Source organism: Duganella sp. (assembly GCF_039595735.1).
GTDB lineage: Bacteria > Pseudomonadota > Gammaproteobacteria > Burkholderiales > Burkholderiaceae_D > Rugamonas.
The window spans coordinates 30,237-46,606 of record NZ_JBCNLB010000013.1 but is presented as its reverse complement, the minus strand read 5'-3'; the positions used below and the strand labels follow the sequence as shown (position 1 = coordinate 46,606).

The following is a 16,370-nucleotide window of genomic DNA, read 5'->3' as shown; positions in this document are numbered from 1 at the left end:
CTCCGCCCGCAGCACCTACTTCTTATGGAGACCTGTATGTCCATCTCATCCGTTCTGCACGGCGGCAGCGCCGCCTCAGGCGCCGCGCTGGGCCGCGAACTGGCCAGCCGCCACCAGGCGCTGAGCGCCCCTTATACCTTTACCCGCCATCCGCTGCTGGAACGCCAGGATGCGCGCGAATCGAGCGCGCGCAGCTACCCGCGCCGCATTCCGCTGGCGCTCAAGCGGGCGCATGGCATTTACGTCGAGGACATCGACGGCCGGGTATTCATCGATTGCCTGGCCGGCGCCGGCACGCTGGCGCTGGGCCATAACCACCCGGTGGTGCTGGAGGCCATCCGCCAGGTGCTGGACGACGGCGTGCCGCTGCACACGCTGGATCTGACCACGCCGGTAAAAGACCGCTTCGTGCAGGATCTGTTCGACATCCTGCCGCCAGCCTTTGCCGCCAATGCCCGCATCCAGTTCTGCGGCCCCACCGGCGCCGATGCGGTGGAAGCCGCGCTCAAACTGGTCAAGACCGCCAACGGCCGCAGCACCATGCTGGCCTTCCACGGCGCCTATCACGGCATGACCCAGGGCGCCCTGCAGCTGATGGGCTCGCTCGGACCGAAGCAGCCGCTGGGCGGTCTGCAACAGGGCGTGCAGTTCATGCCCTACCCCTACGACTACCGCTGCCCCTTCGGCCTGCGCGGCAATGATGGCGTCCAGGCCGGCCTGAATTATCTGCAAACCGTGCTGACCGACCCGGAGGGCGGCGTACCGGCGCCCGCCGGCATCATCTTTGAGGCGGTACAGGGCGAAGGCGGCGTGATCCCGGCGCCGGCGGCCTGGCTGCAAGGTGTACGCGAACTGTCGCGCGAGGCCGGCGTGCCGCTGCTGCTGGATGAGGTGCAAAGCGGTTTTGGCCGCACCGGCAAATGGTTTGCCTTTGAACACGGCGACATCATCCCCGACGTGGTGGTGCTGTCCAAGGCCATTGGCGGCAGCCTGCCGCTGTCGGTGGTGGTGTACCGCCAGGAGCTGGACCTGTGGCAGCCCGGGGCCCACGCCGGCACCTTCCGCGGCAACCAGATGGCGATGGCAGCCGGCTCCGCCACCATCGGCCTGCTGCGGCGCGAGGCGCTGCCCGCGCATGCGGAGCGCATGGGCCAGCGTCTGATGCGCGGCCTGCGTCAGCTGCAGGGACTGCACCCGCAACTGGGCGACGTGCGCGGCCGCGGTCTGATGGTGGGCGTCGAGGTGATCGATCCTGAGGCCGCACCGAACCGTCTCGGCCATCCGGCCGCCGCCACCGCCATGGCCAAGGCCATCCAGGCCGAATGCCTGCGGCATGGCCTGATCATCGAACTGGGCGGCCGCCATGGCAGCGTGGTGCGCTTCCTGCCGCCGCTGATCATCACCGAAGCGCAGCTCGACCATGTGATTGACATCTTTGCCGTCGCCGTCGCGGCCGCCGAGCGGGCGCTGCGCCGCAGCAGCCAGCCATCTTCGCTGGCCGCGTGAGCGCGCCGGCATGTCCTTTTTTATCAACCAGCATGACCAAGCAATTTTCCATGAAAAACAAGCATAATCCCCAGCGTCCAACTCTTCCCCAGCGCCACGTGCTGTCGCGCTCCCTGCAGGCTGCCGTACTGGGCGCCGCCTTCAGCGCGCCATACGCCCATGCCGAAGCGGTCGAGGAAAAAACCATGGCCACCGTCACCGTCAGCGGCGCCGTCGAGCAGACCGCCAGCGGCAAGGTCGATGGCTACGTGGCCAGGCGCAGCGCCAGCGCCACCAAAACCGACACGCCGCTGATCGAAACGCCGCAGTCGGTATCGGTGGTGACCGCCGACCAGATCGAAGCGCAGGGCGCGACCTCGCTGCGCGAAGCGCTGGGCTACACGCCAGGCGTCGGCATCCAGGGCAATGGCTACCGCGATGCCGACAATGTGGTGCTGCGTGGTTTCGCCGTTGACAACAGCAGCATCCGCCGCGACGGCCTGCGCTCGCCCAGCAACACCTTCACCGGCGCCCAGGAGCCGTTCGGCCTGGAACGGGTGGACGTGCTGCGCGGCGCATCGTCGCTGCTGTATGGCGCCGCCGAGCCGGGCGGCATCGTCAATCTGGTGACCAAGCGCCCCACCACCGACAGCCTGCATGAAATCGGCGTGGAACTGGGCAGCCACCAGCGCAAGCAGGTCACCGGCGACTTCGGCGGCGCCCTCAACGACGATGGCAGCCTGTCCTACCGTTTCACGGCGCTCAAGCGCAACAGCGACACCTTCATCGACTTCGTGCCGGACAACCGCCTGTACCTGGCGCCGGCGCTGACCTGGAAGCCGATGGCCGGCACCGCCGTCACGCTGCTGGCGCAATACCAGAAATCGCGCTACAACCGTCAATGGGGCGTGGCGCCGCAAGGGTCACTGCTGCCCAACCCGAACGGCACGCTGCCGCGCGGCCGTAACATCGGCGAGCCGACCGACAAGAAGGAAGACACGCACAAAAATATCGCGCTGCTGATCTCGCGCCAGTTGGGCGAGCAGACCAGCCTGAATTTCGCCGCCCGCCACAGCGATGCGCTGATGCACTGGGACTACGCCGGACGCGGCTCGCTGGAAGACGACCTGCGCACCCTGAACCGCTTCAAGGTCAACCGCATGGAGCACGTCAAGGCCTGGACCATGGACGCCTATCTGCAGACCGCCTTCCGTACCGGCGCCGCCACGCACCAGGTGGTGCTGGGGATGGATGGCAGCGATGCCGACAACCGCCGCCTGCGCAAATACCAGTTCCTCGCATCGCTCGACCTGTTCGCGCCGGTGTATGGCGCCCAGCCTTATGGCGACGATGGCGCCGACGGCTACAAGCGCAAGGAACGTCTGGTGGGCCTGTACGCGCAGGACCAGATCAAGATCGACGAGCGCTGGGTGGTGGTCGCCGGCGCGCGCCATGACGATGTCAAATACAAGAACAGCGACTACTTCGTCACCGGCTGGGCCGAGGAAAAAACCAGTGCCAACACTGGCAACGCAGGCCTGGTCTACCTGGCTGATGGCGGCGTGGCGCCCTACCTGAGCTACAGCCAGTCGTTCCAGCCGCAGAGCGACAGCGATCGTCTGGGCAATCGCTTCAAGCCGACCAAGGGCAAGCAATACGAGGCCGGCGTGCGCTATCAGCCGAAACAGGGCAACACGCTGCTGTCGGCGGCGGTGTACCAGCTCACGCAGAGCAATGTGCTGTCGCCCGATCCGGTCGATAACGATTATTCGGTGCAGTTGGGCGCAGTGCGCGCGCGCGGCGTGGAACTGGAAGCCCGCACTGATGTGAGCCGCGATCTGCGCTTGATTGCGTCCTATACCTACACCGACGCCAAGATCACCAAGGCCAGTGCGGCCGACCAGGCATCAGTAGGGCTGCGCCAGCCGAATACGCCGCGCAGCATGGCCTCGGCCTGGGCCGATTACCAGTTCACGGCAGCAGGCCTGCCAGGCCTGCGCCTCGGCGGCGGCGTGCGCTATGTCGGCTCGACGCTGTCTTCGGGCGGCAATTACACCGTGCCCGATTACACGGTGCTGGACGCCGGCCTCAATTATCAGCAAGGGCACTGGAAGTATGCGCTGAACGTCAAGAATCTGGCGGACCGCAACTACATCTCCGAGTGCGGCAGCGGCTACTGCAACTACGGCGATCCGCGCCAGGTGCTGGTCACCGCCACTTATCGCTGGTAAGGTACTTATCCTTAGTTGGCCGTGGCTTGATGCCACGGCCATTTTTTACGCCTGCCGCGCCGCCTCCGCCAACGTTGGCGCGCGCATCAGGTCAGCCAGGCCAAGGCGCAGCTGCGGCAGACGGTTTGCCACCATTTGAATCAGGCGCAGTGCCAGCAGCGAGTGGCCACCCAGCTCGAAGAAGTTGTCGTGACGGCCGACGTTCTCCACACCCAGCAGCTCCGACCACAATGCCGCCAGCCCCTGCTCGACCTCACCTTGCGGTGCCGAGCAGCATAGCCGCGCCGCGGCTACCGTCACCGCCTGCCGGTTGGCGATCGCCAGCAGCATGGTGCGCAGCTGCGCTGCCATCTGGCTCACCGTCGCCGCATCGAAAACGTCTCCCTGGAAGGCGTACTCGATGCTCAGCGTGGCGCCCATGTCCACTGTCAGCGTCATCGGATAGCTGACCTCCTCGCGGCTGACCATCGCGCCTGGCGTCAGGCCGCTCATGCTGACCTGCCTTAGCGCGCGGTCGACCGGATAGTTTTCAAACACCAGCAAACTATCGAACAGCGCCTGGCCCGCCCGCCCGGCCCAGCGCTGGATCTGGTACAACGGCGTCTGCTCATGCTCGCGCGAGGCCACGTTCTGCGCCTGCAACTGGCGCAGGAAGTCACCCAGCGTCTGCTCGTCGTCCGGCGCGGCCAATACCGGCAGTGTGTTGATGAATAAACCCATCATCTGTTCGATGCCCGGCAGTTCCGGCGGCCGTCCCGCGGTGGTGGCGCCAAACGCGACCTGCCGCCGGCCGGTGTATAACTGCAAAAGCAAAGCCCAGCCGCCCTGGATCAGCGTATTGGCCGTCACCCGCTCGGCACGTGCGTATGCCGCCAGCGCAGCGGTGGCTTGCGGGTCCAGCACATCCACGTGATAGCTGTAAGCCTGGGCGGTCGCCGGCGGACGCACTGCGGACGCCAGCAGCGACGGCTGCCCGAGCCCTTCCAGCAATTGCTGCCAGTAGGACCGGGCCGAACGCTGCACCGATTCACCGCGCGCGGCCAGCCAGGCGATGTAGTCGCGGTAACGCGGCGGCTGCCCGGGATGCGGCTGCCCGGCGTAATGGCTCAGCACTTCGGTCAGCAGGCGCGAACTGCTCCAGCCGTCCGACAACAGGTGGTGACGCGTCCAGATCACGCGATGACGCTGCTCGCCGGTGCGCACCAGCGTCAGGCGCATCAGCGGCGGCTGCGCCAGATCGAAGCCGCGTGCCAGGTCCTGCGCCTCCAGTTCGTCCAGCGCTGGCCTCAGGTCTGCCTGGCCGCGCCAGTCCAGCATTGTCACCGGCAGGCCGGCATCGCGGCTAACCCACTGCATCGGCCCCTGCTCATGCAGAATGAATCCAGTGCGCAGAATGGCGTGACGTGCCACCGCCGCGCGCCAGGCCTGGACGAAGCGTTCGCCGTCCAGGCCATCGATATCCACGCACAGCTGATTGACGTAAGCATTGCCGCGCGGCGTCAGCTCCCTGTGAAAGAGTATTCCGGCCTGCATGGGCGACACCGGATACAGATCTTCTATGAGCGATGCGGGCAACTCCAGCATGTTCAACTGGGCCTGATTCAGTCCTGCCAGCGGCACGTCAGAGGGGGTGATGCCGGCCGCGCCGCTGCCGCAATGCTCAACCAACAGAGTGAGATTCTTATGCAGACTGTCGAGCAGTTCCGAGACCGTCTCTGCACGATGCAATGCACGGCTGAAGGTCCAGCTCAATTGCAGGCGGCCGTCGCGCACGATGGCGCCCACGTCAAACCAGCTGCGGCGCGTGCTGTCGGCGGCGCGGCTGGCACCAGCGCTTTCCGGCGCCAGTTGCCAGATCGCCTGCGGCGCCAGCGTCTGTGCGGTCTGGCCCAGATAGTTAAAGGTCACCAGCGGACGCACTGCCGCCAGGCCGGTATCGCCACCAAGATAGCGCAGAACCCCGTAACCGATGCCGTGTTCCGGCACGGCGCGCAGTTGCTCCTTGATCGACTGAATCAAGGCGCCCCCGCGGGCTTGCGATGCAGTGAGCCGCAACGGATATAGCGCCGTGAACCAGCCCACACTGCGGCTCAGATCCAGACCTTCGAACAAGTCTTCACGGCCATGGCCCTCCATCTCGATTAACACAGCGTCGCGCTGCGCCCAGTCGCACAGGGTGCGCGTCAGGGCAGCCAGCAGCAGATCGTTGATTTGCGTGCGATAGGCTTTGTGAGCGGGTCCCAGCAGCTGGGTAGTCAGTTCCACGTCCAGATGGAGCTGCAGGGTGTGGGCGTCGGCCAGTGTGTTTGAACCCTGCGGATGATCGGCAGGCAGTGCCGGTTCCGCGTCCAGCGCATGCCAATATGGCAACTGTGCAGTGCATGCAGCGCTGCCGGCATAGCGGTGCAGCGCTTCCGACCACGCCTGCATGCTGCTGGTGGGCGCCGGCAAGGCCGCATCGGCGTACAGCGCCTGCAGGTCTTCCAGCATCACGCGCCAGGACACGCCGTCCACCACCAGATGGTGCGCCACCAGCAGCAAGCGCGCGGCGCGTCCTTCGCCCAGCGTCATCCACACTGCGCGAAACGGCAGGTCGAAAGTCAGGCTGCGCTGCGCCTCTGCAGCCACGCGCGTGATGGCGGTGGCGGTATCCGGTTCGCCACTCAGATCAACACTGGCGAATACATCGCCGGTTGCACCGGTGTGTTGCTGCCAGCCGCGCGGTCCAGGCGAAAAGCGGGTACGCAGCGCTTCGTGGTGTTGCACCAGCTGCGTGATGATGGCGCCGATGCGGGCTGGCGCCACTGGTTCAGCGCAGGACAGCAGTATCGACTGGTTCCAGTGCGTGGGCGTGGCGAACTGCTGTTCGAAGAACCAATGCTGGACCGGCAGCAGTCCTCCCCCGCCCTGCGCCAATGCTACAGGCGTGATTTGTGCCGGTGCGCTGACCGCAAGCGGTTGCGCCAGCGCTGCCAGTGCGGCGATGGTCTGACGTTCCATCAGCTGTTTCGGCGCGATCTTGTAGCCGCGTTTGCGGCTGCGCGCGACGATCTGCAGGCTAAGAATGGAATCGCCGCCCAGCTCAAAGAAGTTATCGTGGCGGCCTACATGCTCCAGCCCCATCACCTCGCACCACACCGCCGCCAGCGCCTGCTCAGTGGCGCCTTGCGGTGCATCGCCATCGGCTCCGATGCGGGCCGGTTCAGGCAGCGCGCGGCGGTCCACTTTGCCATTGGCATTGAGCGGCATCGCCTCCAGTACCATAATGGACGCCGGCACCATGTAGTCCGGCAGCCGCTCCGCCAGATGCGCCTGCAGCGCGGTCCCATTCAGCGTGCCGCCGGCATGCGGCACGACGTACCCATAGAGTCTGGTGCGGCCATCGTCGCTATCGCGCGCGATGGCTTCCGCAACCGCCACCCCGGGCAGAGCCGACAAGGCTTGTGCAACTTCACGCAGCTCCACGCGATAACCGCGTATCTTGATCTGGTCGTCGACCCTGCCAAGGAACTCCAGCGCGCCATCGGCCAGCATGCGTACGCGGTCGCCGCTGCGATACAGACGCCGGCCCTCGCCAAACGGATGGGCGACGAAGCGCTCCGCAGTCTGCGACGCGCGCGCCTGGTAGCCGCGGGCTACGCCCTCGCCGCCCAGATACAGCTCGCCGGCCACACCACGTGCGACAGGCTCCAGTTGTTCGTCCAGCACCCAGGCCTCGCTGTTGGGCAGCGGACGGCCCAGCGGCAGTGTGGTCGCCGCCTGGCTGGCATCGGCCGCCGCTTGCGTCAGGATACCGACGGTGGTCTCGGTTGGCCCGTAGTGATTCAGCACCCGCATCGTTGGCCGTAATTGACCGAGCTTCTCCAGCAATTGCCAGCGTGTGGTTTCACCGCCCACCACCAGGCAGTCACGCGGCAGTACGGCAGCCGGATCAGCGGCGCTTAACAAGGCCTGCAAATGGCTCGGCACGATTTTCAGCACGCCCACCTCGTGACGCGCCATGTACTCCGCAAAGCGGTCCGGGTCGAAAGCCCGTTCGGCCGCGATCAGATGCAGCAGCCGGCCGCCGCACAACGCGCCAAACAGCACGGTGTGCCCCAGGTCCGCAGCCACCGTCGACACCATCGCCATGCTGCCCACCTCCGGACCAAGACGCGACAGCACGCCCCGCACGTAGTTTGCCAGCGCGCCCCGGCTGATCACAACACCCTTGGGCTGGCCGGTGGAGCCGGATGTGTAGATCACATACGCCGCCTGCCCGGGTGACCACGGCGCCGGCACCTGCGCCGGTCCGTCACCTGCATCGGCGAGCGCCTCCGTCAGATCCAGCAGGGGCAAGCCGCTGCTCCACGCCGGCAAGCCCGCATGCAACAGCAAGGCAATGCCGCTGTCAGCAGCCTGGTAGCGCAGCCGTTCGGCTGGCAGTGCCGGGTCCAGCGGTACGTAAACGCCACCAGCCTTGAAAACCGCCAGCAGCCCCAGAACCAGTTCGATCGAGCGTGGCGCATGCACACCTACCCGCACCTCCGCCGCAACGCCCTGTGCACGCAAGCGCTGCGCCAGGCGGTCGCTGAGGCGATCCAGCGTGGCAAAACTCAGCACCTCATCCTCATAACGCACGGCCGGCTCGTTGCTGTTGGCGGCGACGGCGCGCGACCAACATGCCAGCACATCGTCTTCCGGATTGCCCGGCACTAGCTCGCCCGCGCTCTGTGCTGTCAGCCGTGCAGGCAGCAGATTGCGCAGCGTCGCGCTGGCATCTACGCCTACCCGCAGCAGCAGCGCTTCAAACAGCTGCGCCATGCCGGATACAGTGCCGGCATCAAAGATGTCGCAGGCATAAGCCAGGCCGCACACGATGTCGCCATCCTTGGCGGCGAAGTCCAGGCTCAGGTCGAAATGCGCCAGCTTGGCGGCGCCGCCGTACACGGTGGTCTCCAGACCGCCAAAACCGGCCACGCCCGCAATCTGCTGCTGTTCGGTGCACTTGACCTGGAACAGCGGATGTACCCCGGCCTCGCGCCGCACATCCAGCGCTGACACCAGCAAATCGAATGGACAATCGGCGTGTGACTGCGCATCCAGCATGGTGGCGCGCACCTGCTCCAGCAATTGATCAAAGCTGCCGGCCAGATCGACCTGGGTGCGCAGTACCAGCACGTTCAGCAGGTAGCCAACCAGATGCTGCGTTTCCGCGCGCTGGCGATTGGCGACCGGTGCGCCGACCGCCACATGACGGGCGCCGCTCAGATGCGCCAGTGTCAGCTTCAGTACCGCCAGCATGACGATAAAACGCGTGCAGCCATGCTTTTCCGCCAGTTGCTGCACGGCCGCCGCGCTGGCGCCGCGCAGGACGAAGCTGTGGCGCGCAGCCGCGTCGGAGCGTTCGCGCGGACGCGCGCGATCCAGCGGCAACGCTAATGGCGCGTGGTCGTCGCCTAGCTGCCGGCGCCAGTAGTCCAGTTGACGATCCAGCTCACCGGCCTCGATCCAGTCGCGCTGCCAAAGCGCGTAATCAACAAACTGTATCGGCAACTCCGGCAGAGATGCATCGCCGCCGCTGGCATGCGCGGCATACAGCGTGCCCAGGTCACGCATCAGCACCGAGGCGGACCACCCATCGGCCACGATGTGGTGCACCACGATCGATAGCCAGTGGGTTTGCTCATCCAGCCGCAGCAACTGCACGCGCCATACGGGGCCGTTCTCCAGATCGAACGGTGCGGTGCTGTATGCTGCGGTCAGCCCGGCCGCGCGGACAGCACGGAGGTCGGTGGGCAACGCGGACAAGTCCATCCTTTGCAGCACCGAAGGCGGCTGCTCCAGCACCACCTGTTCGGCCTCGCTGTCATCAACCGCACGGAATACGGTGCGCAGCACTTCGTGACGTTGCGCCAGTGCGTCGACCGCGCGCGCCATGGAGACCTGATCCAGTGGGCCGCGCAGTATCAGCGTGCCTTCCATATTATAGGCGGCGCTGGACGGCGCCAGCCGCCAGGTAAGCCACACGCCGCGCTGCGCGTGCGATAGCGGCAGTTTGCCGTTACGCGCGGCGCGGACGATCGGCAAGGCACTGACGTCGACGCCTTGCGCGGTCAGCCGTTGCAGCAGCAGCTTGCGCTTATCGATGGGCAGCGCGGCAACCCGGCCTGCCAGTTGGAGAGGATCAAATTGCATGTTTCAGGATTCCAGTTCTGCGAGTAAAGCGTCGATAGCGGCCAGGTCTTCATTAACGCCGCCGTTCAGCCCCTGCAAGGCAGGAATGGCCGCCAACGCGGCGATGGTTGGCATTTCGAAGACCGCGCGTAGCGGTATACTGATGCCATGGCGCTGCCGCAGCTGCGCGGCCAGCGTCATGACGGTCAGAGAATGGCCGCCCAGTTCAAAGAAGTTGTCGTGACGGCCGACGCGCTGCTGGCCCAGCACATCAGCCCAGATGTCGGCCAATGCCTGTTCGGCGACGTTTTGCGGCACCTCGTACTGCGCACCCGCGTTCCAGTCGGGCGGCGGCAGCGCCTTGCGGTCGATCTTGCCGTTGGCGTTGAGCGGCAGCACATCGAGTACCGTCACCGATGCCGGCACCATGTAATCCGGCAGGTGTGCGGACAACGAAGACCGCACGGCCTGCGCGTCCAGTTCAGCAGCGGCCACGTAGGCCGCCAGTTGCTGGCTGCCGCCCGGTGCGGCCAGTGCCACCACCACCGCCGCCGACACCTGCGGCAGCGCCAGCAGGCGTGCTTCGATTTCACCCAGCTCGATGCGGAAGCCGCGTATCTTGACCTGATGGTCGGTGCGGCCGAGGTACTCCAGCTGGCCGGCGTTGTTCCAGCGCGCCAGGTCGCCGGTGCGGTACAGACGTCCGCCCGCATGGTCAAACGGATCGGCCACAAAGCGTTCCGCCGACAGTCCGGCGCGGCCCAGATATCCCCGCGCCAGCAGCGCGCCGCCGATATACAGCTCGCCCGGCGCGCCCGGTGGCGACAGCGCCAGATTCGCATCCAGCACGTAGCAGTGACGTCCAGCCAGCGGCTGACCGATCGGCATCTGCGCCGGCAGCGGCGCATCGCCGTGCAGATAGCCGTGGCAGTCCTGCGTTACCGCCGTCACCACGGCCTCGGTGGGGCCGTAGCTGTTGAGCAGTTTGACGTGCGCCAGACCAGCGTCGCGCCAGGCTTGCACGCCATCCGGCGGCATCGCTTCACCGGTTGCCTGGACCTGACGCAGCGCGCCGTACTGGCGCTGCGATGCCGGCAGCCGCGCGAAGTCCTGCGCCAGCATATGCCAATAGGCGGTCGGCAGATCAGCGATGGTGATGCCGCGCGCCAGCAGCTCGTGGCGGAAGGTAGCGCTGTCCCACAGTGCCGGGCCGCGCAGCACCACGGCCGCGCCACAGGTCAACGCCGGGAACAGCTGCTCCACAAAGCCATCGAAATTGATTGTCGAGAACTGCAGCATGCGGTCCTTGCGCGTCAGGCCGAAGTAGCCCTGCGCTACCTGGCTGTGCTCCGCCAGCGTGGCGTGGGTGATGCCGATGCCTTTCGGCTTGCCGGTGGAGCCGGAGGTGTAGATGATGTAGGCCAGCGCCGCGCCATGCAGCACCACCGATGGATTGTGATCACCGTACGACGACAGATCGATCGTGTCCGTGTTCAGCACCCGCAGGCCGGCCGGCGTTGGAATGCGCGCCGCGGCCGATGATTGCGTCAGCAGCAGTGGCATGCCGCTGTCGGCAATCATCGCAGCCAGGCGCTCTTGCGGATAGTCCGGGTCCAGCGGCACGTAGGCGCCACCGGCTTTGAGAATGGCCAATAGGCCGACGATCATGCCGGTGGAGCGTTCCAATGCCACGCCGACCGGCGTCTCCGGCCGCACGCCCTGCGCTATCAGGTGTTGCGCCAGACGGTTGGCGCGCCGGTTCAGTTCCGCGTAGGTCAGCGTTTCATCACCGTGCAGCAGCGCCGGCGCATCTGGATGCGTGGCCGCCTCGCGTTCAAACAACTGCAACACGGTTTCCTGGTCCGGATAGCGCCGGCCATTGACTCCCAGCCGCAGCAACGCAGCCGCTTCCGTCAGCGGCGCCAGCGGCAGTGCTTCGATCGGCAGCGTTGGCGCGTGTTCCAGCGCTTCGGACAGTGCAGCCAGCGCAGCGACCATATAATCGGCCATGCGCTGTGCGCCGACGCGCTCCGTTACCTGCAGCACCAGACCGTAGCCACGTCCCAGATCGTCCACTGACAGGGTGTACGGGTAACTGGTACGCTCGCCACCGCCAAGCACCTGCATCCCCTGCAGTACAGGTTGCGCGCCCTCTTCCGCGCGCGGGCTGTAACGATAGTTGAATAATGCGGAAAACAGGGGCGTTCCCGCGGCCAGGCCACTGCAGCGCTGCGCCAGCGTCAGGCTGGCATGCTCGTGGCGCAGCAGATCCGTCAGCAGCGCGTGCATGTCGCGCAGCGCCCTGCCAACGCTGACCCCGCGCAGGCGGGCGCGCACCGGCAGCGTGTTGATAAACATGCCCAGTGCCCGCTCGATACCCGCACCACCCTGCATACGGCCGAACATCACCGTGCCAAACACCACATCATCTTTGCCGCTGGTTCTGGCCAGTACGGCCGCCCAGGCCAGATGGAAAATCGCCGCCGGACTGACACCCAGTTGCTGCGCCAGACGCCGCACATCGGCCGCCAGCCTGGCATCCAGCGGCAGCCGCAGTTCTTCCACACCGATGCCGTCGCCTTGCACATCCAGTATGCCAAATGGTGCGGTGGGTTCCTCAACGTCACCCAGCAGCGATTGCATGAACCGCTCATGTTCAGCCTCGCTGACACCCTGCCGTGCGCGGGCGACAAAGTCGCGGAACGGCACCGGGACCGGCAGCTCTGCTGCCCTGCCCTGCTGAATCAGCGCGATTTCTTCAATCAGCAGTTCCTGCGTAGTGTGATCCAGCACCAGATTGTGGCTCGGCAGCTGTAACAGCCAGCGCTGTTCTGATACGTCGTGGACAGCGATGGCGCGCAGTAACGGCGCCTGACGCACGTCGATTCGATAGTGCGCGGGATCGACATACGCCTGCAGGCGTGCATGCGCATCGCTTCCGGGCTGCAACCACTCCAGCGTCAACGGTGCCTGGCGGTACACCAGCTGTACAGGGGCCGGCAAGCCCTCCCACAGAATCGCCGTTCGAAGGATGTCGTGACGGGCAATCACCTGATTCAGGTCGGCGATAAAGCGCTGCAGCACCGTTTCGCTGTCAAAGCTGAGCAGGCAGCGGGTGACATAGGCGTCACCTGCCGATTGCAGCAGGTGGTGAAACAGGATACCCTCCTGCAGCGGCACCAGTGGATACACATCCTGAATGTTCGCCGCACCACCTGGTACCGCCTGTTCCAGTACGGATATCTGCGCCGGCGTGAGCGACACCATGGTCAGCATCGATGGGGTGATGGCGGTGCAGTGATCAGGAATGCCATTTGCAGGTGCGGTAAGCCTTGCTTCCTTTTCTCCTGTGGCGGTGCTCTGCGCCTCGACAGCGCGGGCGAATGCCGCCAGCTCAGGATGTTGGAACAGCAGCCGCACATCTGCATGCCATCCGGCCCGGCGCATGTGCTCAAGCAGGCGGATGGCCAGCAATGAATGGCCGCCCAGTTCAAAGAAGTTGTCGTGACGGCCGACGCGCTGGTGGCCCAGCACATCAGCCCAGATGTCGGCCAGTGCCTGTTCTGCTGCGCCCTGAGGTACTTCGTACTGCGCACCCGCGTTCCAGTCGGGCGGCGGCAGCGCCTTGCGGTCGATCTTGCCGTTGGCGTTGAGCGGCAGCACATCGAGTACCGTCACCGATGCCGGCACCATGTAATCCGGCAGGTGTGCGGACAACGAAGACCGCACGGCCTGCGCGTCCAGTTCAGCAGCGGCCACGTAGGCCGCCAGTTGCTGGCTGCCGCCCGGTGCGGCCAGTGCCACCACCACCGCCGCCGACACCTGCGGCAGCGCCAGCAGGCGTGCTTCGATTTCACCCAGCTCGATGCGGAAGCCGCGTATCTTGACCTGATGGTCGGTGCGGCCGAGGTACTCCAGCTGGCCGGCGTTGTTCCAGCGCGCCAGGTCGCCGGTGCGGTACAGACGTCCGCCCGCATGGTCAAACGGATCGGCCACAAAGCGTTCCGCCGACAGTCCGGCGCGGCCCAGATATCCCCGCGCCAGCAGCGCGCCGCCGATATACAGCTCGCCCGGCGCGCCCGGTGGCGACAGCGCCAGATTCGCATCCAGCACGTAGCAGTGACGTCCAGCCAGCGGCTGACCGATCGGCATCTGCGCCGGCAGCGGCGCATCGCCGTGCAGATAGCCGTGGCAGTCCTGCGTTACCGCCGTCACCACGGCCTCGGTGGGGCCGTAGCTGTTGAGCAGTTTGACGTGCGCCAGACCAGCGTCGCGCCAGGCTTGCACGCCATCCGGCGGCATCGCTTCACCGGTTGCCTGGACCTGACGCAGCGCGCCGTACTGGCGCTGCGATGCCGGCAGCCGCGCGAAGTCCTGCGCCAGCATATGCCAATAGGCGGTCGGCAGATCAGCGATGGTGATGCCGCGCGCCAGCAGCTCGTGGCGGAAGGTAGCGCTGTCCCACAGTGCCGGGCCGCGCAGCACCACGGCCGCGCCACAGGTCAACGCCGGGAACAGCTGCTCCACAAAGCCATCGAAATTGATTGTCGAGAACTGCAGCATGCGGTCCTTGCGCGTCAGGCCGAAGTAGCCCTGCGCTACCTGGCTGTGCTCCGCCAGCGTGGCGTGGGTGATGCCGATGCCTTTCGGCTTGCCGGTGGAGCCGGAGGTGTAGATGATGTAGGCCAGCGCCGCGCCATGCAGCACCACCGATGGATTGTGATCACCGTACGACGACAGATCGATCGTGTCCGTGTTCAGCACCCGCAGGCCGGCCGGCGTTGGAATGCGCGCCGCGGCCGATGATTGCGTCAGCAGCAGTGGCATGCCGCTGTCGGCAATCATCGCAGCCAGGCGCTCTTGCGGATAGTCCGGGTCCAGCGGCACGTAGGCGCCACCGGCTTTGAGAATGGCCAATAGGCCGACGATCATGCCGGTGGAGCGTTCCAATGCCACGCCGACCGGCGTCTCCGGCCGCACGCCCTGCGCTATCAGGTGTTGCGCCAGACGGTTGGCGCGCCGGTTCAGTTCCGCGTAGCTCAGCGTTTCATCACCGTGCAGCAGCGCCGGCGCATCTGGATGCGTGGCCGCCTCGCGTTCAAACAACTGCAACACGGTTTCCTGGTCCGGATAGCGACGGGCGTTGACGCCCCAACGCGCCAACTGCGCGCGGTCATCGTCATCTAGCAACGCAAGATCGGCGATATGCTGCGCCGGATTGGTCGCCAGCTGCGCCAGCACGTGCTGGAAGCAGCCAGCCAGCCGCTCAGCTGTGGCGACGTCAAACAGGCGGCTGTTATATTCCAGGCGGCCGCGTACCCGCTGCGCACTCAGGCTGACGTCCAGCGACAGATCGAACTTGGCGCCATATTCAGCGAACGCCATCGCAGCGCAGCGCACCGCACCAAAATCCAGCTCCGCGAGGGCGTCATCCATCTGCACGCCCAGCATCACCTGGAACAGCGGGCTGCGCGCAGGATCACGGCGCTCGGCACGGCTTTCCAGCAGTGTCTCGAACGGCAGTTCCGCGTGCTCCAACGCCGCCAGCGCATCGGCCCGCACCTGGCGCAGCGTGTCGCGCAAGCTCATATGCGGCGACAGCCGCGCGCGGAACACTTGCGTTGTGATGAAGTAGCCGATCATTTCCTGCACTTCCTCGCGCTGGCGGCCTGCATTAGGCACGCCAACGGCAAAGTCGTACTGACCGCTGTAGCGCGCCAGCAGCACCTGCCACGCTGCCATCAAGACCATGAACGGGCTGCTTTTCTCCTCGCGGCAGAAGCGCAGCAGCGCCGACGACACATCGGCCGCCAGATCGAAGTAGACAGCGCCCCCCTGATAGCTCTGGCGCGCCGGCCGCACCCGGTCCGTCGGCAAGTCCAGCGATGGCACATCCTGGCCAAGGTAGTTGTTCCAGTACGCGATGTCCGCCAGCTGTGCTTCGCTTCCCTCCAACTGCGATTGCGACAATGCGTAGTCGGCATACTGCAGCGCCAACGCCGGCAGGCTGCCAGTCCGATAAGCTGCGCTCAGATCGCGCGCCAGGATACGATTCGACCACGCGTCCGATACGATATGGTGCAAGCACAATGCCAGCACATGTTCCTGGCCGCTCCTGCGCATCAGGCAGGCGACCAGCGTTGCGCCGTTCTCCAGGTCAAACACATGCCCTGCAATCCGCGCAATCTGCTGATTCAGCTGGTGCTGATATTCTTCCTCGCTCAGCGAGGAAAAATCAAGACGCTCCAGCACAAAGTCACTGGTATCCTGTGCCTGCTGCATCGGCACGCCGTCATACTCAAAGAAGCGGTGGCGCAGAACAGCATGGCGCACGATGACAGCACGGAAAGCACGTTCCAACGCATCGGCATCCAACGCTCCGCTGAATCGCAGCACGCGCGGCAGATTGTATGCGGTCAGCGCGGGGTTCAGTTTCTGCAAAAACCACAGTTGTTGCTGGGCGAGAGACAGCGGCACCGCCCGATTTTTATCAGTCAT

4 protein-coding genes are annotated in these 16,370 nt (G+C 65.7%); 2 read left to right on the top strand and 2 right to left on the bottom strand.

The features are described from left to right. Positions 1–36 precede the first annotated feature (36 nt). Both ABDW57_RS19645 and ABDW57_RS19640 read left to right on the top strand, forming a co-directional pair. Positions 37–1,506 carry a diaminobutyrate--2-oxoglutarate transaminase gene (locus ABDW57_RS19645; RefSeq protein ID WP_343731868.1) on the top strand — a complete coding sequence of 490 codons (1,470 nt, stop codon included), beginning with the start codon at positions 37–39 and terminating at the stop codon, positions 1,504–1,506. A 50-nt stretch (positions 1,507–1,556) separates the two neighbouring features. Next, a complete protein-coding gene (locus ABDW57_RS19640) occupies positions 1,557–3,716 on the top strand; it encodes a TonB-dependent siderophore receptor (RefSeq protein WP_343731867.1) in 2,160 nt (719 codons plus the stop codon). Between the two features lie 45 nt (positions 3,717–3,761). Here ABDW57_RS19640 and ABDW57_RS19635 read toward each other — a convergent pair whose 3' ends face one another. Together ABDW57_RS19635 and ABDW57_RS19630 are read right to left on the bottom strand one after the other, a co-directional pair. Continuing rightward, on the bottom strand, positions 3,762–9,893 hold the full coding sequence (locus tag ABDW57_RS19635) for an amino acid adenylation domain-containing protein (RefSeq protein ID WP_343731866.1): 6,132 nt from the start codon (positions 9,891–9,893) through the stop codon (positions 3,762–3,764). 3 nt (positions 9,894–9,896) lie between these two features. Then, the gene (locus ABDW57_RS19630; protein ID WP_343731865.1) at positions 9,897–16,370 is read right to left on the bottom strand and encodes an amino acid adenylation domain-containing protein; all 6,474 of its coding nucleotides are present in this window, start codon (positions 16,368–16,370) and stop codon (positions 9,897–9,899) included.

Bases quoted from the DNA above. Each gene is read 5' to 3' on its own strand.
- ABDW57_RS19645 (WP_343731868.1), top strand. From the start codon at position 37: ATGTCCATCTCATCCGTTCTGCACGGCGGCAGCGCCGCCTCAGGCGCC.
- ABDW57_RS19640 (WP_343731867.1), top strand. From the start codon at position 1,557: ATGAAAAACAAGCATAATCCCCAGCGTCCAACTCTTCCCCAGCGCCAC.
- ABDW57_RS19635 (WP_343731866.1), bottom strand. From the start codon at position 9,893: ATGCAATTTGATCCTCTCCAACTGGCAGGCCGGGTTGCCGCGCTGCCC.
- ABDW57_RS19630 (WP_343731865.1), bottom strand. From the start codon at position 16,370: ATGACTGATAAAAATCGGGCGGTGCCGCTGTCTCTCGCCCAGCAACAA.